The sequence below is a fragment of the Streptomyces sp. WMMC500 genome, assembly GCF_027497195.1.
Classification (GTDB): Bacteria; Actinomycetota; Actinomycetes; order Streptomycetales; family Streptomycetaceae; genus Streptomyces.
In genome coordinates, this window is sequence record NZ_CP114905.1 from 5936016 (window position 1) to 5960041 (window position 24026).

General features: G+C 73.0%; 18 protein-coding genes and 1 rRNA gene. 14 read left to right on the top strand and 5 right to left on the bottom strand.

Features of this window, described 5'->3' with window-relative positions; all coding sequences use genetic code 11:
• Positions 1–64 precede the first annotated feature (64 nt).
• Entirely contained in the window at positions 65–1510 is a 1446-nt protein-coding gene (locus tag O7599_RS25645; RefSeq protein WP_281617974.1) for an LCP family protein, read from the top strand.
• A gap of 57 nt (positions 1511–1567) precedes the next feature.
• Here the strand turns inward: O7599_RS25645 and O7599_RS25650 are convergent, their stop codons facing one another.
• Positions 1568–2098, bottom strand: coding sequence for an acyl-CoA thioesterase (locus O7599_RS25650; RefSeq protein WP_281617975.1), 531 nt, complete (start codon positions 2096–2098; stop codon positions 1568–1570).
• Between the two features lie 197 nt (positions 2099–2295).
• On the opposite strand from O7599_RS25650, the gene O7599_RS25655 reads away from it, so the two are divergent.
• Positions 2296–3456: an LCP family protein gene (locus O7599_RS25655; protein ID WP_281623508.1), complete on the top strand. Its 1161-nt coding sequence runs from the start codon at positions 2296–2298 to the stop codon at positions 3454–3456.
• Between the two features lie 81 nt (positions 3457–3537).
• On the opposite strand, the gene O7599_RS25660 is transcribed toward O7599_RS25655, so the two are convergent.
• From O7599_RS25660 to O7599_RS25670, 3 genes are read right to left on the bottom strand one after another with little or no spacing between them, the layout of a single operon-like run.
• Entirely contained in the window at positions 3538–4953 is a 1416-nt protein-coding gene (locus O7599_RS25660; protein ID WP_281617976.1) for a coenzyme F420-0:L-glutamate ligase, read from the bottom strand.
• Positions 4950–5906 (bottom strand): 2-phospho-L-lactate transferase, encoded by a 957-nt coding sequence (gene cofD / locus O7599_RS25665; RefSeq protein WP_281617977.1) that lies wholly within the window; start codon positions 5904–5906, stop codon positions 4950–4952. Before cofD ends, O7599_RS25660 begins: the two co-directional genes overlap by 4 nt.
• A 24-nt stretch (positions 5907–5930) precedes the next feature.
• A complete protein-coding gene (locus tag O7599_RS25670; protein WP_281617978.1) occupies positions 5931–6452 on the bottom strand; it encodes a cysteine dioxygenase family protein in 522 nt (173 codons plus the stop codon).
• Positions 6453–7081: 629 nt separating this feature from the next.
• Here O7599_RS25670 and O7599_RS25675 point away from each other — a divergent pair.
• The 3 genes from O7599_RS25675 to O7599_RS25685 all read left to right on the top strand — a co-directional run bounded on the left by O7599_RS25675 (position 7082) and on the right by O7599_RS25685 (position 12966).
• Positions 7082–7345: a WhiB family transcriptional regulator gene (locus O7599_RS25675; RefSeq protein ID WP_018840771.1), complete on the top strand. Its 264-nt coding sequence runs from the start codon at positions 7082–7084 to the stop codon at positions 7343–7345.
• A gap of 240 nt (positions 7346–7585) precedes the next feature.
• Positions 7586–11431 (top strand): glycosyltransferase family 2 protein, encoded by a 3846-nt coding sequence (locus tag O7599_RS25680; protein WP_281617979.1) that lies wholly within the window; start codon positions 7586–7588, stop codon positions 11429–11431.
• Entirely contained in the window at positions 11428–12966 is a 1539-nt protein-coding gene (locus O7599_RS25685) for a DUF5719 family protein (RefSeq protein ID WP_281617980.1), read from the top strand. Before O7599_RS25680 ends, O7599_RS25685 begins: the two co-directional genes overlap by 4 nt.
• Positions 12967–12981: 15 nt before the next feature.
• Here O7599_RS25685 and O7599_RS25690 read toward each other — a convergent pair whose 3' ends face one another.
• Positions 12982–13359, bottom strand: coding sequence for a metallopeptidase family protein (locus O7599_RS25690; protein ID WP_348652632.1), 378 nt, complete (start codon positions 13357–13359; stop codon positions 12982–12984).
• Between the two features lie 351 nt (positions 13360–13710).
• On the opposite strand from O7599_RS25690, the gene O7599_RS25695 reads away from it, so the two are divergent.
• The 9 genes from O7599_RS25695 (at position 13711) to O7599_RS25735 (ending at position 23883) form a co-directional block, all read left to right on the top strand.
• Positions 13711–14160, top strand: coding sequence for a DUF3499 domain-containing protein (locus O7599_RS25695; protein WP_281617982.1), 450 nt, complete (start codon positions 13711–13713; stop codon positions 14158–14160).
• Between the two features lie 130 nt (positions 14161–14290).
• Entirely contained in the window at positions 14291–15649 is a 1359-nt protein-coding gene (locus tag O7599_RS25700; protein ID WP_281617983.1) for a phosphomannomutase/phosphoglucomutase, read from the top strand.
• A gap of 221 nt (positions 15650–15870) precedes the next feature.
• A complete protein-coding gene (locus O7599_RS25705) occupies positions 15871–16083 on the top strand; it encodes a Trm112 family protein (protein ID WP_281617984.1) in 213 nt (70 codons plus the stop codon).
• A 12-nt stretch (positions 16084–16095) separates the two neighbouring features.
• Positions 16096–17217 carry an SIS domain-containing protein gene (locus tag O7599_RS25710; protein ID WP_281617985.1) on the top strand — a complete coding sequence of 374 codons (1122 nt, stop codon included), beginning with the start codon at positions 16096–16098 and terminating at the stop codon, positions 17215–17217.
• Positions 17218–17236: 19 nt separating this feature from the next.
• A complete protein-coding gene (gene manA, locus O7599_RS25715) occupies positions 17237–18433 on the top strand; it encodes a mannose-6-phosphate isomerase, class I (RefSeq protein WP_281617986.1) in 1197 nt (398 codons plus the stop codon).
• A 159-nt stretch (positions 18434–18592) separates the two neighbouring features.
• A complete protein-coding gene (locus tag O7599_RS25720) occupies positions 18593–19516 on the top strand; it encodes a cation diffusion facilitator family transporter (protein ID WP_281617987.1) in 924 nt (307 codons plus the stop codon).
• 350 nt (positions 19517–19866) lie between these two features.
• Positions 19867–21330 (top strand): adenosylhomocysteinase, encoded by a 1464-nt coding sequence (gene ahcY / locus O7599_RS25725; protein ID WP_281617988.1) that lies wholly within the window; start codon positions 19867–19869, stop codon positions 21328–21330.
• Positions 21331–21422: 92 nt separating this feature from the next.
• Positions 21423–22040, top strand: a complete 618-nt coding sequence (locus O7599_RS25730; protein ID WP_281617989.1) for a hypothetical protein — start codon at positions 21423–21425, stop codon at positions 22038–22040.
• Positions 22041–22357: 317 nt separating this feature from the next.
• Positions 22358–23883 (top strand): 16S ribosomal RNA (locus O7599_RS25735).
• Positions 23884–24026: the final 143 nt, after the last annotated feature.

A 24026-nucleotide genomic window follows, 5' to 3' on the forward strand; every position in this document is an offset into this window, starting at 1 on the left:
GTGTACGCACCCGTACGCACCGGCCGACCGCCCGCACCCGAGCCCCGTCGGAGGTCCGTCCACCGTGCCAGCCCCGTCCGTGAAGCGCCCGCGCTGGGGTCTGCGGATCGCCACCGTGCTGTCCCTCCTGCTGCTGGCCACCGGCGGGGCCGGGTACTTCATGCTCAGCTCCATCGGCTCCGGCATCCACCGGGTCGACGCCTTCAGGGGCATCTCCGACCGCCCCCGGGAGGGCCACGGGCTCAACTTCCTCGTCGCCGGCGTCGACCGGCGCGACAGCGTGAGCGCGGCGGAGCGGCGCGAACACCACCTCGGCGGGGATCCGTGCAACTGCACGGACGCGCTGATGCTCGTCCACCTGTCGAAGGACCGCGACCGCGCGAGCGTCGTCAGCATCCCGCGCGACAGCTACGTCGAGCTGCCGCCGCACACCAACCGCGCGCTCGGCGAGCGGCGCACCGCGCACCCGGCGAAGGTCAACGCGGCGTACACGCACGGCGGCCCGCCGCTGACCGTACGCGCCGTGGAGAAGCTGTCCGGGGTGCACATCGACCACTACGTGGAGATCGACTTCGCGGCGTTCATGAAGACCGTGGACGTGGTCGGGGGCGTGCAGGTGTGCACGCAGCGCCCGCTGCGCGACAAGTACTCCGGTCTCGACCTGCCCGCCGGCACCAGCAGCCTCGACGGCGGTGAGGCGCTGGCGTACGTACGCGCCCGGCATCTGGACGGCGCGTCCGACATGGGCCGCATGAAGCGCCAGCAGCGCTTCCTGGCGGCCGTCATCGACAAGCTCACCGGCACCAGCGGCCTGATGAACCCGCTGCGCTTCCGCGAGGTCGGCTCGACGCTCCTGGGCTCGGTGCGTACGGACGCGTCGCTGGACACGGGCGCGGTGTTCGCGCTGGGCAAGGCGCTGCACGGGTTCTCGCCGGGATCGTCGGAGTTCGCGACGGTGCCGGTGGCGGACATGGACCACCGGGTGCCGGGGCTCGGCGCGACGGTCAGGTGGGACGAGGAGCGGGCGCGGCGGCTCTTCGACAGACTGCGCGAGGACCGGCCCCTCAAGGCGCGCGGCGGGGGTCCGGAGGGCCGGAAGGGCAAAGGGACCGGCAAAGGGAAGGGGAAGGGCGGGCCGACGCCGGTGGAGGTCCCGCCGGAGCGGATCCGGGTGCAGGTGGCGAACGGCACGGCGGAGACCGGCCTCGGCGGCCGGGTGGACCGGACGCTGGCCCGCACCGGCTTCGCCACGACCGGCGCGCCCACGACGGCGGCGCCGGCGGACCGCACGGTCATCACCTATGACCCGGAGTGGGACCGCTCCGCCCGCTCCCTGGCCGCGGCCCTCCCGCACGCGAAGCTGAGCCCGGTCCGCGGCCACGGCCCGCTCATGACGGTCACGCTGGGTGCGGACCACGAGCGGGTCCACCGGGTACGGCCCGCGGACCCGATCCTGGACGGCGCGGACGTCTGGTCGGCGGTCACGGGCGACGAGGTGCTCTGTACGTGACGCCGCCCGCGGCGCCCGGCACTCGCGGCGCCGAGCCGGGCCGGGTCCGCCCCGCCCTCAGGGGGTCTCGCGCCGCTCGCGCAGGTTCTTGATCGCGCGCCGGCGGGCGAGCCGGTGGGTGCGCCGGATCTGGGCCTCCTGGCAGCGCCGCTCGTCGCGCTCCGTCTCCGGGACGACGGGCGGGACCGGCCGCGGGCGCCCCTGGTCGTCGACCGCCGCGAAGACCAGGTACGCGCTCGCGACGTGCTTCGCCGGCGTCGACTCGTTCCACCGCTCCGCCAGCACCCGCACCCCGACCTCCATCGAGGTCCGCCCCGTCCAGTTGACCTGCGCCAGGACGTGCACCAGATCCCCGATCCGCACCGGCTCCAGGAACACCATCTCGTCCATCGACGCCGTCACCGCGGGCCCGCCGGAGTGCCGCCCCGCGACCGCGCCCGCCACGTCGTCGACCAGCTTCATGATCACGCCGCCGTGCACGGTGCCGAGGAGGTTCACGTCGTTCGCCGTCATGATGTGCGACAACGAGGTGCGGGAGGCCGGGGTCGGCTTCGCCTCGCCCGCCGCCGGGCGTGCCTGATCGTTCATGTGTGTCACTGTATGCGGCCCGCTGCTTTGCATCAGAACCGCTACAAGCCCGGCCCGATTCAGAACCCCCCTTCAGGTCGGCCCACCGGGCAGGGCACACTTCCCGCATGAGTGACTGGCCCGAGGGATGGACCGCAGACAGCCGGGACCGGTACGGGCGCGGCAGCCGCGCCTCGGATCCGGAGCCCCACCGCGTCATGCCCGTCGTGGGCGGCGGGGTGCCGCCGCAGCGATCCCGGGGCTACGACGACGGCCACGGTCCGTACGACGACGGTTACAACCAGGGGCAGGTCTACCGCAGCGGCGGCGGCGACCCCTCCGGCCCGTACGGCGACGACGGCGGCCGGCAGGCCGGCTACGGCAAGCCGCCGCCGGACTGGCGCAAGCGGGTCAGGATCGGCCTGATCTTCGCGCTCGTCATCCTCATCGTCGTGCCCGTGGCCACGTACTTCTGGGCGGACTCCAAGCTGCGCCGCGAGGTGGACCTCAGCATGGTCGAGGACCGCCCGGGCGACCAGGACGGCACGAACTACCTCATCGTCGGCTCCGACAGCCGCGAGGGCCTGTCCAAGGAGCAGCAGGACGAGCTGCACACCGGCTCGGTCGAGGGCAAGCGCACCGACTCGATGATGATCCTGCACAAGGGTGAGAACGGGAACACGATGATCAGCCTCCCGCGCGACCTGAAGGTCGACATACCGGCCTTCACCGGCTCGGAGAGCGGCAACCGCATCCCGGAGCAGCAGCAGAAGCTCAACACCGCGTACACCATCGAGGGCCCGTGGCTGCTGGTGCGCACGGTCGAGAACCTCACGGGCCTGCACATCGACCACTACGCCGAGATCGGCTTCGGCGGCTTCGCCAACATCGTCGACGAACTCGGCGGCGTCGAGATGTGCTTCGACGAGGCGGTCAAGGACAAGAACTCCGGCGCCGACTTCGAGAAGGGCTGCCAGAAGCTGGACGGCGCCGAGGCGCTGGCCTTCGTCCGCAACCGGTACGCGCTGCCGGGCGGCGACCTGGACCGGACGAAGAACCAGCAGAAGCTGCTGTCCAAGCTGGCCGACGAGTCAGCGAAGATGACGACGATCTTCAATCCGTTCAAGCTCTACCCGACCATGGGCGCCGGCCTGGACTCGCTGATCGTCGACAAGGACATGAGCCTGTTCAACGTGCTCCAGATGTTCTGGGCGATGAAGGGCGTCTCGGGAGGCGACGGCAAGTCGATGAACCTGCCGGTCCTCTCCGGCGGCAACGACCCCACGCTCGGTTCGGTACAGGTATTGGACGAGCCGAAGGCCGAGCAGCTCTTCGAGCAGCTCAGGAACGACGACAAGGTCACCGTGTCGGACAACTGACCAGGTTGACCGGTGGGGCGGGACCCCGGCCCGCGGCGGGCCGGGGTCCCGTCGTCGTACGGCCCCGGGGGCGCGCCGCGCTCAGCGCACCACCGTGAAGGTGTCCGCCGCCCGCGGCGGGCGCTGCCGCGGCGGCGCCGCCGCGTGGCCCACGGCCACCGCGCCCATCGGGTCCCAGTCCGCCGGCAGGTCCAGCACCTCGCGGACCACGTCCCGGCAGAACATCGTGGACGACACCCACGCCGAGCCCAGCCCCTCGCCGGCGAGCGCGACGAGGAAGTTCTGCACCCCGGCCCCGGTGGCGACGACGAACATCTCCCGCTCCGCGGCGTTGCGCCGGTCGTCGGGGTAGGTGTGCGAGCCGTCCATCACCAGGCAGGGGACCACCAGATACGGGGCCCTGCGCAGCACGTCGCCGCGGCGGATCCGCTTGGCGATGGACTCCTCGGTGAAGTTGCTCAGCTCCCGCAGGTCCCGGATCCACGCCTCGCGCATCGCGTCCAGCAGCTCCGTCCGCGCCGCCGCCGACTCCAGCAGCACGAACCGCCACGGCGTGGTGTGGTGCGGCGCCGGCGCCGTCACCGCGGCGGCCACGGCCCGCCGCACCGCCGCCGGGTCGACGGGCGCGTCGGTGAACTCGCGCACCGTACGCCGCTGCGTCACCGCCTCGCGGACCGCCTCCGAGGTGCCGAGCCGGAACATGTCCTCTGCCGGCTCCCGCACCAGCTCCCGCGCGCCGGGCCCGGCCTCCTCGCCGGCCGGGGCGACAAGCTGTGGCAGCCCGCTGAGCACCGCCACCGGCAGCCCCTCGGCCTTGCCCTTGACCAGCTCGCCGGCGGCGGCCAGTTCGTCGGCCGCGGCGACGACCGTGCCCTCCAGCGCGTTGCCGTACGTGTCCGGGGCGCCGCGCAGGTCGTCCAGCACCCGGACGCCGGCGGCGCCGATGGCGACGTCGGTGACGCCGTTGCGCCAGGGGCGGCCGAAGGTGTCGGTGACCAGGACGCCGACGTTGACGCCGAGGGCCTCGCGCAGGCCGGCGCGCAGCGCGCGGGCGGAGGCGTCGGGGTCCTCGGGGAGCAACAGGACGGTGCCCGCGGGGGTGTTGGAGGCGTCGACCCCGGCGGCGGCCATCACCAGGCCGTGCCGCGTCTCGACGATGCGCAGCGGGCCCCGGCGGGCGACGAGGCGGACGGCCTCGTCGTCGATGGCGGCCTCTCGGTCGCCGGGTGCCGCGGTGGTCCGGACGCGGCCCTCGGCCTTGCTGACGACCTTGGAGGTGACGATCAGGATGTCGCCGTCCGCGAGCGGGGGGCCGGCGGGGCCGGGCGGCGAGGTGGCCGCGGCGGCGACGAGCTTGGCGAGGTCGTCGCCCGGGCGCACCTCGGGGATGCCGGGCAGGGCCCGTACGCGGAACTCCGGGACCGGCGCCGCGCCGCCCGCGGCGGGCGGCGCGGTCCCCGTGCCGGGTTCCGTGTCCGTACCGGGGTCCGCCGTCATGCCCGTACCTCCTGAGCCAGCTCCAGTGCCGCCGCGGCCATCCGCGCCGTCGCGTCCGTGTCCCGCATCATCAGCGGCACCGCCCGGCAGCGGATCCCGGCGGCCTCCACCGCCGGCACCGCCGCCGCGTCCACCTCGTCGACCAGCCAGCCGTCGATGAGCCCTGAGCCGTAGTGCAGCGCGACCGCCTCCGCGGTCGTCTCGACGCCGACCGCGGCCAGCACCTTGTCCGCCATGCCGCGCACCGGGGCGCCGCCGACGATGGGGGACAGGCCCACGACGGGCACGTCGGCGTCGGCGATGGCCTCGCGGACGCCGGGCACGGCGAGGATCGTGCCGATGCTGACGACGGGGTTGGACGGCGGGAAGAGGATGACGTCCGCGTCGGCGATGGCCTCCAGGACGCCGGGCGCGGGCTTGGCCTGATCGGCGCCGACGGGCACCACGGCGAGCGCGGGCACGGAGGCGCGCAGCCGCACCCAGTACTCCTGGAAGTGGATCGCCTTGCGTTCGCCGTCCAGCTCGACGGCGACGTGCGTCTCGACCCGGTCGTCGGTCATCGGCACCAGCCGCACGCCCGGCTGCCAGCGGTTGCACAGGGCCTCGGTGACGGCACTGAGCGGGAAGCCGGCGCCGAGCATCTGGGTGCGCACGATGTGGGTGGCGAAGTCGCGGTCGCCGAGCCCGAACCAGCCGGGGCCGACGCCGTACGCGGCCAGCTCCTCCTTGACGGTGAACGTCTCGCCGTCGCGCCCCCAGCCCTGCCCCTCGTGGATGCCGCCGCCGAGCGTGTACATCACGGTGTCGAGGTCGGGGCAGACCTTGAGGCCGAACAGGTGGATGTCGTCGCCGGTGTTGCCGACGACGGTGACGTCCGCGTCCGGCTCTGCCTGCTTCAGGCCGCGGAGGAACCGGGCTCCGCCGATTCCGCCGGCCAGTACAACGATGCGCATGGCGCCCAGTCTTGCAGGCCGGGATCAGCGGCGGGCGGGCTCGTGCGGCTCACGGGCGGCGCGGCAGGCGGCTGCTTCTCCGGGGGGACGGTTCTCGTGCATCGGCATCTCGGTGAGGGCGGGGAAGTAGACGTGCAGGCTGACGGCCGGGGTCAGCGCGTCGTTGACGACTTCGTGGACGTACCCCGGCGCGAAGACGCGCTGCGCGCCGGGCGTGAGGGTGCGCGGGGTGTGGTTCGCGCGCTCGGTCAACTCCCCTTCCAGCACCGTGAGTACGCCGGAGGACGGGCCGTGGCCGTGCGCCCCGCTGCGCTGTCCTGGGAGCCAGCTCAGCAGCCACACCTCGTAGCCGGGGCCGGTGCGCAGCCGGTGGTACCAGCGGGTGACGGGGTCGTAGTCGACGAGCGGCGCCCAGGCGTCCCGGTCGGCGGCGAGCGCACGGGCCAGGCCGGCGAAGTCGGCGACGGTGACGGGGTGGGCGGGGGCGGGCGGGAGCAGGTGGGGGAAGGCGAGCGGGTCGCCGCCGATCTGGATGTCGCTGAGCATGGGGCTCGGGAGTCCTTGGCGTGTGTGGAGCGCGAGGAGTGCGGAGAAGCGGAGGGGAGTGCGCTGCGGGGCAGGCAACGGGCAGCAGGGAGCGGAGCTGGAGCCTCAGCGGCTACAACAGCTCGGACACTCCTCGCTCGGCCGGTACGGCCACGGACCCGACATGCGCATCAGCAGAGCGGATCGGGGCGGTGGTTGTCAACTGGATGCCCCCGTTGCCCGCAAGGATTCACACCTTCCGGTTGCGGGCCGTGGCGAAAGGTTTATGCATCCCGTTGTACGGAGAGACGGCGACCAACCGTGGGGCGACCCTCGGGGCCGGGGTGCCGTTGTGCATCCGTGACGCGACTGTGATCTTCTTCGCTTTGCCGGGCGGGCCGCAACGGCGCCGTAGCCCCGATCGTCTCCTCCGGTAGAGGTGCCTACCGGGGCCGCGGTCTATCGGACTGTCATGGTCTTGGCCGATATGAACACTATTCACGAGGGCTTGGTGCCGCAGGGTGAATAAGAGGTGCAATAGCAGATCCCGGCTTGACTGTGCCAGAGCCGCGTATCTGTAATTTCACACGTGTCCGTTCACGCGATTCGGTAACGGCAACATCACGGGGAAGCAAAGACGAGGGGCGCACATGACCGAGCTGTTCCAGCAGGTGCTGGTCGAGGAGGCGGACGAGGAGCTCGGGTGGCAGGAGCGCGCCTTGTGCGCCCAGACCGATCCCGAGTCCTTCTTCCCGGAGAAGGGCGGATCCACACGCGAGGCCAAGAAGGTCTGCCTCGCCTGCGAGGTCCGTTCCGAGTGCCTGGAGTACGCCCTCGCCAACGACGAGCGCTTCGGCATCTGGGGCGGCCTGTCCGAGCGCGAGCGGCGCCGGCTGAAGAAGGCGGCGCTCTAGCCCGCCGCCGGGTGGGCCCGCCGGGTGGGCCCGGCGCGGTGCGCGCGGCGCCCCGGCGTTCGCGCGGCGCGCGCCCGGCGCCCGTACGGCGTACGTGACCTCGGCGGAACCCGCTGCGGCCCGGGGAGCGTCCGCCAAGTCGCCCTCTGACGGAGGGACCCTCTAGTGTGGGGCACCGTCCACGACAGCCGCCACATTCCCGGGAGGTGACCCGGACTCCGCCCAGGGGTCCGCACCTCGATGTCCGAGCACCGCAACGCTGACTACGCGGCCGGCTACCCGGCATCCGCGACCGACGCAGCAGGCCGGCCCGGGAGCGCCGTTGCCGGTGGCGCCGCCGCCCCCGGCGACGGCGCCCCCGCCTTCCCGCGGCACGTCGTCACCGCCGTGCTCGTCTCGCACGACGGCGAGCGGTGGCTGCCCGACGCGCTCGCCGCGCTCACGGCGCAGGAGCGCCCCGTCCAGAACGTCATCGCCGCCGACACCGGCAGCGCCGACGGCTCCGCCCGTATCCTCACCGAAGCCCTCGGCGCCGAGCGCGTCCTGCACCTCGCCCGCCGTACCGGCTTCGGCACCGCCGCCGCGGAGGCCGCGCGCACCGCGGGCGTGCTCACCCCCGACCAACTGCCGTACCTGCGCCGCCCCAGCGGCTGGGACCCCGTCAGCCGCAGTTGGCGCGACGACGCGTACGACATGCCGGAGTTCCCGCACGGCGAGCCCGTGCAGTGGCTGTGGCTGCTGCACGACGACTGCGCCGCCGAGCCCGACGCGCTCGCCGCCCTGCTGCGGCTCGCCGACGACATGCCCTCCGCCGCGATCATCGGCCCCAAGCTGCGCGGCTGGTACGACCGCAGGCAGTTGCTGGAGGCCGGCGTCTCCATCGCCCACAGCGGCCGCCGCTGGACCGGCATCGACCGCCGCGAGCAGGACCAGGGCCAGCACGACGGCACCCGCGACGTGCTCTCCGTCTCCACCGCGGGCATGCTCATCCGCCGCGACGTCTTCGACCAACTCGGCGGCTTCGACGCCCGGCTGCCCCTCATGCGCGACGACGTCGACCTGTGCTGGCGCGCCCACAAGGCCGGCCACCGCGTCGTCGTCCAGCCCGACGCCGTCATGCGGCACGCCGAGGCCGCCGCGCGCGAGCGGCGCTCCATCGACTGCATCGGCAGAGCCGGGCAGACCGGGAAGGGCGCCAGCCCGCACCGCGTCGACAAGGCCGGCGCCGCCTACACCCTGCTCGTCAACTGCACTGCGGCGGCCCTGCCGTACATCGCCTTCCGGCTCGTGCTGGGCACCCTGCTGCGCACGCTCGCCTACCTGGTAGGCAAGGTGCCGCGCCAGGCCCTCGACGAGGTCGCCGGCCTCGGCGCCGTGCTGCTGAGCCCGCACCGCATCGCCGCGGCCCGCCGCCGGCGGGGGAACCTCTCCGGCAAGGCAGCCGTGCCGCCCGGCGACCTCAAGCCCCTGTTCCCGGGCCGCGGCGCGACCGTACGCGCCACCGTCGAGCAGGTGCTCAGCAACTTCAGCGGGCGCTCCGAGCCCGAGCTGTCCGGCGGCGGCCGGCACGGCGGCGGCGTCGAGAGCGGCCCCGGCGACGAGGACGCCGACTTTCTCGAAGTCGAGCAGTTCGCCCGGCTGAAGCGGGTGGCCCGCAAGCCGGGACCGGTGCTCTTCGCCGTCCTGCTGCTCGTCGCCCTCATCGCCTGCCGCGAGCTGATCGGCGGCGGTGCGCTCATCGGCGGCGCGCTGCTGCCCGCCCCCGCCGACGCCGGCGACCTCTGGTCGTCGTACGCCGACTCCTGGCACCCCGTCGGCACCGGCGGCACCCAGGACGCGCCGCCCTACCTGGCGTTCCTCGCCGGCCTCGGCACCGTCCTGTTCGGCAGCACCGACGCCGCGCTGACCCTGCTGCTCGTCTGCTCGGTCCCGCTCGCGGGCTTCACCGCGTACTTCGCCTCCCGGCCGCTCGTCAGCTCCCGGCTGCTGCGCGCCTGGGGCAGCGTCGCGTACGCCTTTCTGCCGGCCGCCACCGGCGCGCTCGCCGCCGGCCGCATCGGCACCGCGGTGCTCGCCGTGCTGCTGCCGCTCCTCGCCCGCGCCGCCGTCGCCGCGAGCGGGCTGCGCGGCCGGGCGAGCTGGCGCGGCGCCTGGGCGTACGCGCTGCTGCTGACCGTCACCGCCGCCTTCACCCCCGTCGTCTGGCCGCTCGCCGCCCTCCTGGCCGGAGCACTGGCCGCCTGGAGCGTCGTGCGCGGCCAGAGCCCCGTCGGCCACGTGCTGCGTCAACTCGCCGTCCTGGTGACCCCCGTGGTGCTTCTGGCGCCCTGGTCGCTGGACCTGCTGACCGCACCGTCCCGCTTCTTCACCGAGGCCGGGCTGGAGACCACCGCCGACGTGACCCCGCTCGGCCTGCTCCTCGCCTCGCCCGGCGGCCCCAACGCCGGCGGCGGCGTGCTGCTCGCCGGCGTCGTGCTCGCCGCGCTGGCCGCCCTGCTCCGCTCCGACCGGCGGCTGCCGGTGGGAGCCGCGTGGGTCGTCGCGGCCGTCGCCGGGCTGCTCGCCGCGGCCGGCGCGGGCGACGGCTGGACCGGGCCGCAGACGCTCGTCTACGGGCTGGCGCTGCTGACCGCCGCCGTCATCGGCGCCGACGGCGCCCGGCAGCGCGTGGCCGAGCAGTCCTTCGGCTGGCGGCAGCCGGCCGCGGTGCTCGTCGCCGTCGCCTGCGTCGTGGGCCCGCTGGCGCTGGCCGCCGGGTGGATGTGGCGCGGGGCGGACGGCCCGCTGGAGCGCGGCGGCGCCGACCAGGTGCCGGCGTTCGTCGCGGAGGAGAGCCGTACGGCGGACCAGCCGCGCACGCTGGTCATCGGCGGGTCGGCAGGCGAGGTCGCGTACATGCTCGTCCGCGGCGCGGGCGCCCGCCTCGGCGACGCCGAGCTGGCCGCGGCCGGCGGCGGCAACTCCCGGCTCTCCGGCACCGTTTCCGGGCTCGTGGCCGGCTCCGGCGCGGACCAGTCGGCGGAGCTGGGCGAGTACGCCGTGCGCTACGTGCTCGTACGCAACGACGCGCCCCGCACCTTCGGCCGCGTCCTCGACGCCACCCCCGGGCTGACCCGGCTCAGCCAGCAGGACGGCGGCGCGCTGTGGCGCGTCGACGTCCGGGTCTCGCGGGCCACCGTGGTCGCCGGCGAGGGCGCGGGCCAGCAGGCCGGCACCGAGCCGGTGCCGGTGCCCGCCGGGCCCGTCGAGGTACACACGGACCTCAAGGCGGGCCCCGAGGGCCGCGTGCTGCGCCTCGCGGACGCGGCGAGCGCCGGGTGGCAGGCCACCCTGGACGGCGAGCCGCTGGAGGCCACGACGGTCGACGGCTGGGCGCAGGGCTTCGAACTGCCCGGCTCCGGCGGGCGGCTGGACGTCACGTACGACACCGCCGTGACGCACACGGCGTGGACCTGGGCGCGCGGCGCGGCGCTCCTCGTGGTGCTGGTGCTTGCGCTGCCGGGGCGGCGGCGCGACGTGGACGACGACCTGCCGGAGGCGGGCGCGCCCGCGGTGCCGGCGCAGGCGCTGGAGGGCGACGGCCGGCGTGCCCGGCGGCTGCGGGCCGCGGCCGCCGCGGCGGAGGCCGAGGGCGCGGCCGGCGGGGCGCCCGCGGGCGCGGACGCGCCGGGTGCTGTGCCCGAGCCGCCCCCGATGCCGCCGGCTCCGCCCGGTGCGCCCGGTGCGCCCGACGAGCAGCCGGCCTGGGCCGGCGCGCCGGTGCCCGGCACCGGGCAGGCGGAGCAGGGCTACGGGGACACGGCCGCCGCCGACCCGTACGCGGCCCCGCCCCAGGGCTATGAGTGGGACGGCGCCGGCTACGGCGGGCAGTACGGCGGGACGCCGTACGAGGCGCCCTACGAGCCGCAGTACGACGCCGGTGCGTACGAGGGCGAGCAGCAGCCGGGCGCCCCCGCCGTACCGCAGCAGGGCGGGCAGGGCTACGGCGAGCAGGATCCGTACGGCACCGGCTCCTACCCCGACCCGTACTACGACGGACGGACCTACGGCGCGGGCGCCGAGCGGGACGGGAGCGACAACGCGTGAAGACCGGCCCTGTATCCCTGATCGCCGCCGCGGCCGCGCTCGCCGTCACCGCGGGCGTCGCCACGCTCACCGTCCCCGGCGAGGACGACGGCGGCGGGGCCGCGCCCGCCGCCGAGCGGATCGCCGTCGAGCGCTCCACCCTGCTGTGCCCGCAGCCGGGCGACACGGAGGTCGGCGAGACGACGTACACCTCTTTCGTGCCCCCGGGCGAGGACGACGAGGGCAGCGCCGAACTGCTGCCCGCCGCAACGGAGTCGGACACGGCCGACGAGGACCCCGAGGAGGAGGACCAGAAGGACGACGGGAAGAAGGACGAAGGGGACGGGCAGGACGACGCCCCGGATCCCGTGGCCCCCCTGAAGCGCCCCGGCACGCCCGCCGCGGCCACCACCGAGGAGGCCGGGGCCCCCGCGCTCGTCGGCACCGCCGAGGGCGGCTTCGCCCCCGGCTGGAGCGTGCAGCAGACGACCCTCGTCACCGCGGGCGACGGCCGCGGCCTGGCGGGCGCCCGCTGCACGGCGCCGGACAGCGAGTTCTGGTTCGCCGGCGCCAGCACGATCGACGAGCGCCGCGACTACGTGCAGCTCACCAACCCCGACGACGAGGCGGCCGTCGTCGACCTGGAGCTGTTCGACAAGGACGGCCAGGTCGAGAGCGAGGCCGGCAACGGCATCCAGGTCCCGGCCCGCGCCAGCGTCTCGGTGCTGCTCTCCACGCTGACGGAGGAGCCGTCGATCAACGTCGCGGTGCACGTCGCCGCGCGCTCCGGCCGCGTCGGCGCGGCCGTGCACGCCGCCGACGAGCAGCTCGGCGGCGACTGGCTCCAGCCCGTCTCCGAACCCGCGCCCGGCGCCGTCCTGCCCGGTATCCCCGGCGACGCCACCTCCGTGCGCCTCGTCGTCTACGTCCCGGGCGAGGACGACGCGGACCTCGCCGTGAAGCTCGCCGGACCGAACGGCTCGATCACCCCCGCGGGTTTCGAGTCGGTGCACGCCAAGAGCGGCATGACGACGGCGATCGACATGCAGAAGCTCACCCAGGGCGAGGTGGGTTCGCTGATCCTGGAGCCGGAGGACGGCAGTACGGCGCCCGTCGTCGCCGCCCTGCGCGTGACCCGGGGCAAGAACACCGAGCAGGAGATGGCGTTCATCCCCTCCGCGGCGCCGGTCGAGGAGCGCACCACCGCCTCCGGGAACTGGCCGAAGGCCGCGAGCCTGTCCCTGGCCGCGCCCGACAAGGCGGTCGAGGTCAAGGTGACCGCGTCGGCGGGCAGCGAGGGCGGCGAACCGGCGGAGGAGACGTACACGGTCAAGCCGCGCACCACCCTGACCGTCGAGCCGCCGAAGACGTCGGGCACCGAGGGCACCTTCGCGCTCACCGTCGAACGCGTCTCGGGCGGCCGCCTCTACGCCGCGCGCACGCTGGAGACGAAGGAGGACGGCATCCCGATGTTCACGATCCAGACGCTCCCCGACGACAAGGGCATGGTCGAAGTCCCGGACGCCGAGCAGGACCTGGGCGTCCTCACGGACTGACCCGCGGTGCCGCGTTCAGTCCTGGCCGTAGTGCGGATCGACCGACTCCGGGGCGACGCCGAGGAGTTCCGCGACCTGCTCGACGATCACCTCGTGGACCAGCAGCGCGCGCTCGTCGCGGTTCTTCGTGCGGATCTCGACGGGGCGGCGGTAGACGACGATGCGGTCCGGCACGCCGTCGCCCGTGACGAGCTTGCCGAGGGGCACCCCGCCGTCGTCCTCCCAGCCGGCCGGGCCGCTGCCGCCGGGAACGTCGAGGACGGCGAACTCGACGCCGGAGAGCTGGGGCCAGCGGCGCTCCAGGCGCGTGGCGGACTCGTGCACCAGGTCGACGAAGGCGTCCGAGCGGCTGACCGCCAGCGGCACCTGCGGCGGCGCCACGGGACCCCGCATGCCGCGGCCGTGGCGGTCGCGGGTGCGGCCGCGCGGGCGCGGCGAGGGCCCGGAGGGCGGTGCCGGTCGTTCTGTGTGCTCCATCACCGATGAGCGTAGCCCGCGCCGGGCCCGCCGCAGACCATCCGGGGCCAACCCCGGGAATGTCGCGAAGTGAACGGTCGGCGGAGGAATCAGCCCGCGGATGAACGGGTCGAAGCCCGCCGAAACCGGTTGGATTGACCTGATGTGCGCCCAGGGCTGATCACTTGCCCCGTCGTACGTACCGCCGATGTGACCGACGTCGCAGGTCAACTCGGCCGTACGCGACCGGCTTCGCGCCGCACGGCGACGACACGGGTGGGTGACGCGATGGTGAGTCGTCGCGGCCCGCTCAGGAGTGCGGTACCGTCCAACGTCGTGAGCCCTGTCCGTCGCTGTTCGCGCACCGCATGCGGCCGTGCCGCCGTGGCGACGCTCACCTACGTCTACGCCGACTCCACCGCGGTTCTCGGCCCTCTCGCGACCTACGCCGAGCCGCACTGTTACGACCTGTGCACGGAGCACTCCGAGCGGCTCACGGCCCCGCGCGGCTGGGAGGTCGTCCGGCTCGCGGTCCCCTCAGGGCCGGCGCGGCCCAGCAGCGACGACCTGGAGGCCCTGGCCAACGCCGTACGCGAAGCGGCCCGCCCGCCCCGCCGGGCGGCGGACGGCGACGGCATGGCCGCCCCGCGCGCCGTGGCCCCGGGCGGCCGGGACGCGGACCCCATGGAGGTCGCCCGCCGCGCCCACCTGCGGGTGCTCCGCTCCCCGGAAGGCTGACCTCCGCACCGCCGCACCGGAAGACCGCCGCCGTCTCCCGGACGGCCCCGCGCAGGCCCGGCCCCGGACGGCGCGTGTCCGCCCCATCGCGTACTGTGCAAGCCTCAGCAGCGTGCGAAGGGCGGTAACCGTGACCGATCTCTCGACGATCGTGAAGGCGTACGACGTACGCGGCGTCTTCCCCGAGCAGCTCGACGAGCCGCTCGTCGAGCTCTTCGGCGCCGCCTTCACCGAAACCACCGGCGCGGACAAGATCGTCGTCGGCCATGACATGCGCCCGTCGTCGCCCGCGCTGGCCGCCGCGTTCGCGCGCGGCGCCGTGGCCCGCGGCGCGGACGCCGTCCTCATCGGCCTGTGCTCCACCGACCAGCTCTACTTCGCCAGCGGCCATCTCGGCCTGCCCGGCGCCATGTTCACCGCCAGCCACAACCCCGCGCGGTACAACGGCATCAAGATGTGCCGCGCCGGCGCCGCCCCCGTGGGCCAGGACACCGGGCTCGCCGAGATCCGCGCCAAGGTCGAGCGGTGGCGTGCCGAAGGGCCGCCCGCGCCGGCCGCGAAGCCCGGCAGCGTCTCGGAGACCGACCTCCTCGCCGACTACACCGCCCACCTGCGCTCCCTGGTCGACCTCAGCGCCGTACGGCCGATGAAGGTCGTCGTCGACGCCGGCAACGGCATGGCGGGACACACCGTGCCCAGCGTCTTCGAGGGACTGCCCGTCGACGTCGTCCCCATGTACTTCGAGCTGGACGGCACCTTCCCCAACCACGAGGCCAACCCGCTCGATCCGAAGAACATCGTGGACCTCCAGGCCGAGGTCCGCAGGACGGGCGCCGACGCCGGCCTCGCCTTCGACGGCGACGCCGACCGCTGCTTCGTCGTCGACGAGAAGGGCGACCCGGTCCCGCCGTCCGCGATCACCGCGCTGGTCGCGGCGCGCGAGCTGGACCGCAACGGCGGCGGCACGATCATCCACAACCTCATCACCTCCTGGTCCGTGCCCGAGGTCGTCCAGGAGCACGGCGGCACGCCCGTACGCACCCGCGTCGGCCACTCCTTCATCAAGGAGGAGATGGCCAGGACCGGCGCCATCTTCGGCGGCGAGCACTCCGCGCACTACTACTTCCGCGACTTCTGGAACGCCGACACGGGCATGCTCGCCGCGCTCCACGTCCTCGCCGCCCTCGGCGGCCAGGACGGCCCGCTGTCGCGGCTCGTCGCCGCCTACGACCGGTACGCGGCCTCCGGTGAGATCAACAGCACCGTCGAGGACCAGGGCGGGCGGCTCGCGGCGGTCAGGACCGCGTACACCGGGCGCGAGGGAGTCACGATCGACGAGCTGGACGGGCTCACGGTCACGGGCGAGGGCTGGTGGTTCAACCTGCGGGCGTCCAACACGGAGCCGCTGCTGCGGCTGAACGTGGAGGCGGGCGACGCGGAGACCATGGCCCGGGTGCGGGACGAGGCGCTGGCGCTGGTCCGGGGCTGAGGCCGCGGGCGCCGCGGCGGGTCGGCTGGTAAGCCGGTAAGGGGCGCGGCCCCTGGGCGTACGGCCCTTACTGTGCCCGTACGCCGCCGCCTCCGTGCGCCCCCGTCCACAGCCCTTCGCCCGCGCGCAGGCGGGCGCGCAGGCCCGGCGGTAGGCTGGCGCCTGCCGCTCGTACGCACAGCCGAGCCCAGCACCGCCGCAGCCAGCCGAAGGGGACGTACATGCCGGTCGACGCCAGCCTCCTGGAGATCCTTGCCTGCCCGGCGTGCCACGCCCCGCTGCGCGAGAGCAAGGACGGCGCGGCCGGCGACGGCGCCTCCGACGCCCCCGGCGAGCCCGAGCTGCAGTGCACCTCCGACACCTGCGGCCTGGTCTACCCGGTACGCGACGAGATCCCCGTCCTGCTCGTGGACGAAGCCCGCCGCCCCGCCTAGGCCCCCGCCGCCATGCTGGACGAGTCGCTGCTCGACGACCCCGAGGAACTCGGCCGCGCCGACGCCCGCGGCCTGCTGCGCACCGCCGCCCAGGCCGGCGCCCAGATGCGCATCGCCGCCCGCCAGGCCGCCGAGTCCGACCTCGCCCGGGTCCAGCCCGACGGCCGCCCCCGCGCGCTGCTCGTCGCCGCCCCGGGACCCGTCGCGCACACCACCGCCGACCTGCTGCGCGCGCTGACCGCCGGCGCCTGCCCCGTCAGCGCCCTGCGCCCCACCGGCGCCCGCCCCGAGCCCAGCGCCCTGAACTGGACGCTGCCCGGCTGGGCAGGCCCGTACGACCTGCTGCTCATCGCCACCGACTACGGCCGCGAGCCCGGCCTCACCGCGCTCGTCGAGCAGGCGTACCGGCGCGGCTGCACCGTGGCCGCCGTCGCCCCCCGCAACTCCGCGGTCACCGAGATAGTCACCTCCCGCGGGCTCGCGCTGCCGCTGCTGCGCGCCCCCGGCGAGCAGATCGAGACCGGCGGCCTGTGGCCGCTGCTCACCCCGCTGCTCGCCCTCGCCGACCGCATCGGGCTGATCGACGCGCCGGACGACACCCTCTCCCGGGTCGCCGACCGCCTCGACATCGTCGCCGAGCGCTGCGGGCCGGCCATCGAGACGTACGCGAACCCCGCCAAGACCCTCGCCGCCGAGCTGGCCGAGTCGCTGCCGCTGCTGTGGAGCGAGGGCCTCGTCGCGGGCGTCGCCGCGCGCTACTTCGCCCGTCAACTGGCCGCCGTCGCCGGCCGCCCCGCGCTGCCCGCGGCGCTGCCCGACGCGCTCGCCGCCCACGGCATGCTCCTGTCCGGGGCGTTCACCTCCGGCGCCGACCCCGACGACATCTTCCGCGACCGCGTCGAGGAGCCCGCCGCGCTCCGCGCCCGCATCGTCCTGCTGCACGACGAGTCCGCCGACACCGCCCGCACCCCCCGGGAGGCCGCCCCGGCGGCCCGCGAACTGGCCTCCGCCCAGGGCACCCCCGTCAGCGCGCTGGAACCGTCCGACGGCGCGCCCCTGGAGGCCGCCGGGGAGCTGATCGCCACCGCCGATTTCACCGCCGTTTACCTCGCCCTGGCTGCGGGTTCCGCATGATCCGTACCAAAATGGCCGCATGGACCGCCTGAACAACACCGTCCGCCCGTACGCATGGGGCTCCGTCACCGCCATCCCCGAGCTGCTCGGCACCGACCCGACCGGCGAGCCGCAGGCCGAGCTGTGGATGGGCGCCCACCCCGGCGCGCCCTCCCGCGTCGACCGCGGCGCCGGACCCGTCCCCCTGGACCAGGTGGTCGCAGGCGACCCCGACGGCGAGCTGGGCCCGGCGACCGTGGCGCGCTTCGGGCCCCGGCTGCCGTTCCTGCTCAAGGTGCTGGCCGCCGCCGCCCCGCTGTCCCTCCAGGTCCACCCCGACCTCGACCAGGCCCGCGCCGGCTACCGCGACGAGGAGGAGCGCGGCGTCGCCGCCGACGCCCCCGAGCGCAACTACAAGGACGCCAACCACAAGCCCGAGCTGATCTGCGCCCTCACCCTCTTCGAGGGCCTGTGCGGCTTCCGCCGGGCCGCCGGCGCCGCCGACCTGTTCGACGGGCTCGGCGTCGACGGCCTCAAGCCGTACGCCGACGCGCTGCGCGCGCAGCCGGAGGAGGACGCGCTGCGCGAGGTCTTCGCGGGCGTGCTGGGCGCCGACCGGGACGAGCTGGCGCCCACCGTCGAGGCCGCGGGCCGGGCGGCGGAGAAGCTCGGCACGAGCGGCTCCCCGTACGCCGCCGACTACGCCGCCTACGGCGCGCTGGCCCGCGCCTGGCCCGGCGACCCCGGCGTGATCGCCGGTTTCCTGCTCAACGTCGTCAGACTGCAGCCCGGCGAGGCGCTCTTCCTCGGCGCCGGCGTCCCGCACGCCTACCTCGACGGCGTCGGCGTCGAGATCATGGCCAGCTCCGACAACGTGCTGCGCTGCGGCCTCACGCCCAAGCACGTGGACGTGCCGGAGCTGCTGAAGATCGTCTCGTTCGTGCCCGGCACGCCCGACGTGCTGCGGGCCGGTCCCGACGGCCGCTACGCCGTCCCCGTCGACGACTTCCGCCTGCACCGCCACGACCTCGACGAAGCCCCCGTCACCGTCGCCGCCCCGGCCGACGGCGCCGGCCCGCAGATCCTGCTGTGCACCGACGGCAGCGCCGAGCTGACCAACGCCGCCGGCGAGCACCTGGCCCTGCACCGCGGCGAGTCGGCCTTCGTCCCGGCCGCGGACGGCTCGCTGCACGCCACCGGGTCCGGCACGCTCTTCCGCGCCACGACGGCCACCTGACCGCACCCCGCCCGGCCCGCGCGCCCGCCGCGGGTTGTCCACAGCCGCAGGCGGCAGGGCTTGCGCCCACCGCCCGCGGTGCTGACAGAATGTGCCGCCGTGACAGGGCGCGGCCTCCCGCGGCGCCCCGCGGAAGCGGACGGAAGGGAACCGGCGCACATGGCTGCAGGCGGCGGTACGAAGGCGATCCTCGCGGCGCTCTGCGCCAACCTGTCGATCGCCGTTGCGAAGTTCGTGGCATGGGCCTTCAGCGGCTCGTCCTCCATGATCGCCGAGGCCGTGCACTCGCTCGCCGACTCCGGCAACCAGGCGCTGCTCCTCCTCGGCGGCAAGCGCGCCAAGCGGGCCGCCACGAAGGAACACCCCTTCGGCTACGGCCGCGAGAGGTACGTCTACGCGTTCCTCGTCTCCATCGTGCTCTTCACGGTCGGCGGCCTCTTCGCCGTCTACGAGGGCTATCACAAGATCGAGGACCCGCACGAGATCGACCACTGGTACTGGCCGGTGGGCGTCCTCGTCTTCGCGATCATCGCGGAGATCTTCTCCTTCCGCACCGCCATCAAGGAGTCCAACCAGGTACGGGGCAGCCAGACCTGGTGGCAGTTCATCCGCCGCTCCAAGGCGCCCGAGCTGCCCGTGGTGCTGCTGGAGGACCTCGGCGCGCTCGTCGGCCTGATCCTGGCACTCCTCGGCGTCGGCGTCGCCCTCGCCACCGGCGACGGCGTCTGGGACGGCGTCGGCACCGTGTGCATCGGCGCCCTGCTGCTGATCATCGCCGTCATCTTGGCCGTCGAGACCAAGAGCCTCCTCCTCGGCGAGGGCGCCAGCGAGGCCGACGTCGAGGCCATCGCCACCGCGCTCGTCGACGGCCAGGCCGTCACCCAGGTCATCCACCTCAAGACCCTCTACATCGGCCCGGACGAGCTGCTTGTCGCCGCGAAGATCGCGGTGCAGCACGACGACACCGCGGGCGAGGTGGCGCGCGCCATCGACGCCGCGGAGTCCCGGGTGCGCGAAGCGGTGCCGGTGGCGAGGATGATCTACCTGGAGCCGGACATCGCCCGCGCGAAGACGGACACGTAACGCGAGCGCGGCGCCCGCACGGACCCCGCCGGCCGGCTGCCTCGAACCCGCCCGCTCTCCTGCCCGGCCCGCGGTCTCACCGACCGTCCGGTCCGCGGGATGGCCGGTTCCCGTTGTCCACATGCCCTCCGCGGCAAGGCCCGCCTGCGGTAGATTCGTGGGGCAGAGCCAGACGTCGCTGCTGATGGCGATCGGGTGGCCCGCCAGCGGGCCGGCCGAGGGGGAGAGAGGGCCTCCGGCGGACTGAGCTGCAGAGGGACCGGTGTGCCCGTACGCGTGGCGGCACACACGCGCCAGGCGCACTTCCCGGCTGCGCTCAGGGAATCCGACCACCCTCAAGGAGTTGCGACGTGACTTCCACGACCACCGCCACGAGCCCGGACTTCAAGGTCGCCGACCTGTCCCTGGCCGACTTCGGCCGCAAGGAGATCCAGCTCGCCGAGCACGAGATGCCCGGCCTCATGGCCATCCGCAAGGAGTACGCCGAGGCCCGGCCGCTCGCCGGCGCCCGCATCACCGGCTCGCTCCACATGACCGTGCAGACCGCGGTCCTCATCGAGACCCTGGCCGCACTCGGCGCCGACGTCCGCTGGGCGTCCTGCAACATCTTCTCCACCCAGGACCACGCCGCCGCAGCCGTCGCGGTCGGCCCCGACGGCACCCCGGACGCCCCCAGCGGCATCCCCGTCTTCGCCTGGAAGGGCGAGACCCTGGAGGAGTACTGGTGGTGCACGGAGCAGGCCCTGACCTGGCCCGGCACCGACACCGGCGGCCCGAACATGATCCTCGACGACGGCGGCGACGCCACCCTCCTCGTCCACAAGGGCGTCGAGTTCGAGAAGGACGGCAAGGTCCCCTCGCCCGACACCGCGGAGAGCGACGAGGAGCGCGTCATCCTCCAGCTCCTCACCCGCACCGTCGCCGAGACCCCGCAGAAGTGGACCCAGCTCGCCTCCGAGATCCGCGGCGTGACGGAGGAGACCACCACCGGCGTCCACCGGCTCTACGAGATGCACGAGGCCGGCACGCTGCTCTTCCCGGCCATCAACGTCAACGACTCGGTGACCAAGTCGAAGTTCGACAACAAGTACGGCTGCCGCCACTCCCTCGTCGACGGCATCAACCGCGCCACCGACGTCCTCATCGGCGGCAAGGTCGCGGTCATCTGCGGCTACGGCGACGTCGGCAAGGGCTGCGCCGAGTCCCTGCGCGGCCAGGGCGCGCGGGTCGTCATCACCGAGATCGACCCGATCTGCGCCCTCCAGGCGGCCATGGACGGCTACCAGGTGGCGCGGCTGGAGGACGTCGTCGAGACGGCCGACATCTTCGTCACCGCCACCGGCAACAAGGACATCATCCTCGCCTCGCACATGGCGCGGATGAAGCACCAGGCGATCGTCGGCAACATCGGCCACTTCGACAACGAGATCGACATGGCCGGCCTCGCCGAACTGCCCGGCGTCGTCAAGGACGAGGTCAAGCCGCAGGTGCACACCTGGACCTTCCCCGACGGCAAGGTCCTCATCGTCCTGTCCGAGGGCCGCCTGCTGAACCTCGGCAACGCGACGGGCCACCCGTCGTTCGTCATGTCCAACTCCTTCGCGAACCAGACGATCGCGCAGATCGAGCTGTTCACGAAGACCTCCGAGTACCCGACCGGCGTCTACGTGCTGCCCAAGCACCTCGACGAGAAGGTCGCCCGCCTCCACCTCGACGCCCTCGGCGTCCGGCTCACCGAACTCCGGCCGGAGCAGGCGTCGTACATCGGCGTCAAGGTCGAGGGCCCGTACAAGCCGGACCACTACCGGTACTGAGGTACCGGACCCCGCACCACCGCCGCCCGCCCGGAACCCCCGGGCGGGCGGCCCCGCGCCGGGGCAGGGCCCGCCCGCGTAGGGTGCCGGACATGCCGCGCGGACGCTATTCCCTCCACGACCCGTACGACGGCACCCCGCTGGGCGACGAACACTTCCAGTGCGCCCCCGGCCCCTCCGGCTGGCGCTACACCGCCCGGACCACCGCCCCCGACGGCACGGCCACCGGCTCCGTCGACCTCACCATCGACCACCTCGGCCGCCCCGTCCGCCTCGAACTCCACGCCGCCGGCTGGCAGGTCCGCGGCGCGGCCCTGAACGGCGTCACCTGGGTCCGCTCGGACGCCACGGGAAACGAGGCCCGCGAGGGCAACGCCCGCGCCCAGGGCTTCACGGGCGGCTCCCCGGCCTTCCTCATCGCCACCACCCGCCTCCTCCCCGCACCCCCCACCCCCGCCGCGCACCGCCTCCGCCTGGTCGCCCTGACCCGCCCGGTCCTCGCCCCGCGCACGCTGGACCAGGCGTGGACACGAAGGGGAGAGGACACCCACGAGGCCGACACAGGTCTGCTGCGAGTGGTGAACTACGAGGTCAGCGACCTGGAGACGGGCGACACGCACCAGGTCCACATCGCCGGGGACGTGGTCCTGGCGGCCCCCGGCGTCGAACTCGAAGAACTCGACACCCCGCCCAACTCACTCGACACCTGAGGGCGATTCGCATCGCCCGCGGTTGACCTGGTACTGTTCACGTCGCTCGGGCAGGAGGTTACGACGACTCCGAAGCAGAGCATCTCTGAACTACCCGATCGGGAGCGGGAATTCGCACCGAAAAAGGTCTGGTAAGGTTCAGAACACCGAAGGGAAACGCCCGGAGAAGCCCGGTGAGGGTTTTGATGGAAGTGTCCGTTCTTTGAGAACTCAACAGTGTGCCAAGTAGTCGATGCCAAGTGTTTGATGTAGTGACACAGCAGTAGCGAGGCAGACTCGTTCTGTGGTGCCGCAAAATCTGTTTGGTTTTGTATGCATTTACGGAGAGTTTGATCCTGGCTCAGGACGAACGCTGGCGGCGTGCTTAACACATGCAAGTCGAACGATGATCCGGTTTCGGCCGGGGATTAGTGGCGAACGGGTGAGTAACACGTGGGCAATCTGCCCTGCACTCTGGGACAAGCCCTGGAAACGGGGTCTAATACCGGATAGTACCTTTGGGCGCATGCCTGGGGGTGGAAAGCTCCGGCGGTGCAGGATGGGCCCGCGGCCTATCAGCTTGTTGGTGGGGTGATGGCCTACCAAGGCGACGACGGGTAGCCGGCCTGAGAGGGCGACCGGCCACACTGGGACTGAGACACGGCCCAGACTCCTACGGGAGGCAGCAGTGGGGAATATTGCACAATGGGCGCAAGCCTGATGCAGCGACGCCGCGTGAGGGATGACGGCCTTCGGGTTGTAAACCTCTTTCAGCAGGGAAGAAGCGGAAGTGACGGTACCTGCAGAAGAAGCGCCGGCTAACTACGTGCCAGCAGCCGCGGTAATACGTAGGGCGCAAGCGTTGTCCGGAATTATTGGGCGTAAAGAGCTCGTAGGCGGCTTGTCGCGTCGGATGTGAAAGCCCGGGGCTTAACCCCGGGTCTGCATTCGATACGGGCAGGCTGGAGTTCGGTAGGGGAGATCGGAATTCCTGGTGTAGCGGTGGAATGCGCAGATATCAGGAGGAACACCGGTGGCGAAGGCGGATCTCTGGGCCGATACTGACGCTGAGGAGCGAAAGCGTGGGGAGCAAACAGGATTAGATACCCTGGTAGTCCACGCCGTAAACGGTGGGCACTAGGTGTGGGCGGCATTCCACGTCGTCCGTGCCGTAGCTAACGCATTAAGTGCCCCGCCTGGGGAGTACGGCCGCAAGGCTAAAACTCAAAGGAATTGACGGGGGCCCGCACAAGCGGCGGAGCATGTGGCTTAATTCGACGCAACGCGAAGAACCTTACCAAGGCTTGACATACACCGGAAACATCCAGAGATGGGTGCCCCCTTGTGGTCGGTGTACAGGTGGTGCATGGCTGTCGTCAGCTCGTGTCGTGAGATGTTGGGTTAAGTCCCGCAACGAGCGCAACCCTTGTCCTGTGTTGCCAGCACGCTCTTCGGGGTGGTGGGGACTCACGGGAGACTGCCGGGGTCAACTCGGAGGAAGGTGGGGACGACGTCAAGTCATCATGCCCCTTATGTCTTGGGCTGCACACGTGCTACAATGGCCGGTACAATGAGCTGCGATACCGCAAGGTGGAGCGAATCTCAAAAAGCCGGTCTCAGTTCGGATTGGGGTCTGCAACTCGACCCCATGAAGTCGGAGTCGCTAGTAATCGCAGATCAGCATTGCTGCGGTGAATACGTTCCCGGGCCTTGTACACACCGCCCGTCACGTCACGAAAGTCGGTAACACCCGAAGCCGGTGGCCCAACCCTTGTGGAGGGAGCCGTCGAAGGTGGGACTGGCGATTGGGACGAAGTCGTAACAAGGTAGCCGTACCGGAAGGTGCGGCTGGATCACCTCCTTTCTAAGGAGCACAGCGCCGCATGCAAGCAAGCGTCTTGCACGGCCAGCTCATGGGTGGAACATCGATTATCGTGCTCGCCGGCCGTGGTAGGCCGGGGGGCTTTGGCGCACTGTTGGGTGTCTGAGAGAGCGGGCCTTGGCGGG

Bases quoted from the DNA above. Each gene is read 5' to 3' on its own strand.
- O7599_RS25730 (WP_281617989.1), top strand. From the start codon at position 21,423: ATGCCGCGCGGACGCTATTCCCTCCACGACCCGTACGACGGCACCCCG.
- manA (WP_281617986.1), top strand. From the start codon at position 17,237: ATGGACCGCCTGAACAACACCGTCCGCCCGTACGCATGGGGCTCCGTC.
- O7599_RS25650 (WP_281617975.1), bottom strand. From the start codon at position 2,098: ATGAACGATCAGGCACGCCCGGCGGCGGGCGAGGCGAAGCCGACCCCG.
- O7599_RS25720 (WP_281617987.1), top strand. From the start codon at position 18,593: ATGGCTGCAGGCGGCGGTACGAAGGCGATCCTCGCGGCGCTCTGCGCC.
- O7599_RS25710 (WP_281617985.1), top strand. From the start codon at position 16,096: ATGCTGGACGAGTCGCTGCTCGACGACCCCGAGGAACTCGGCCGCGCC.
- O7599_RS25705 (WP_281617984.1), top strand. From the start codon at position 15,871: ATGCCGGTCGACGCCAGCCTCCTGGAGATCCTTGCCTGCCCGGCGTGC.
- O7599_RS25680 (WP_281617979.1), top strand. From the start codon at position 7,586: ATGTCCGAGCACCGCAACGCTGACTACGCGGCCGGCTACCCGGCATCC.
- O7599_RS25670 (WP_281617978.1), bottom strand. From the start codon at position 6,452: ATGCTCAGCGACATCCAGATCGGCGGCGACCCGCTCGCCTTCCCCCAC.
- cofD (WP_281617977.1), bottom strand. From the start codon at position 5,906: ATGCGCATCGTTGTACTGGCCGGCGGAATCGGCGGAGCCCGGTTCCTC.
- O7599_RS25695 (WP_281617982.1), top strand. From the start codon at position 13,711: ATGGTGAGTCGTCGCGGCCCGCTCAGGAGTGCGGTACCGTCCAACGTC.
- O7599_RS25690 (WP_348652632.1), bottom strand. From the start codon at position 13,359: ATGCGGGGTCCCGTGGCGCCGCCGCAGGTGCCGCTGGCGGTCAGCCGC.
- O7599_RS25675 (WP_018840771.1), top strand. From the start codon at position 7,082: ATGACCGAGCTGTTCCAGCAGGTGCTGGTCGAGGAGGCGGACGAGGAG.
- O7599_RS25660 (WP_281617976.1), bottom strand. From the start codon at position 4,953: ATGACGGCGGACCCCGGTACGGACACGGAACCCGGCACGGGGACCGCG.
- O7599_RS25655 (WP_281623508.1), top strand. From the start codon at position 2,296: ATGCCCGTCGTGGGCGGCGGGGTGCCGCCGCAGCGATCCCGGGGCTAC.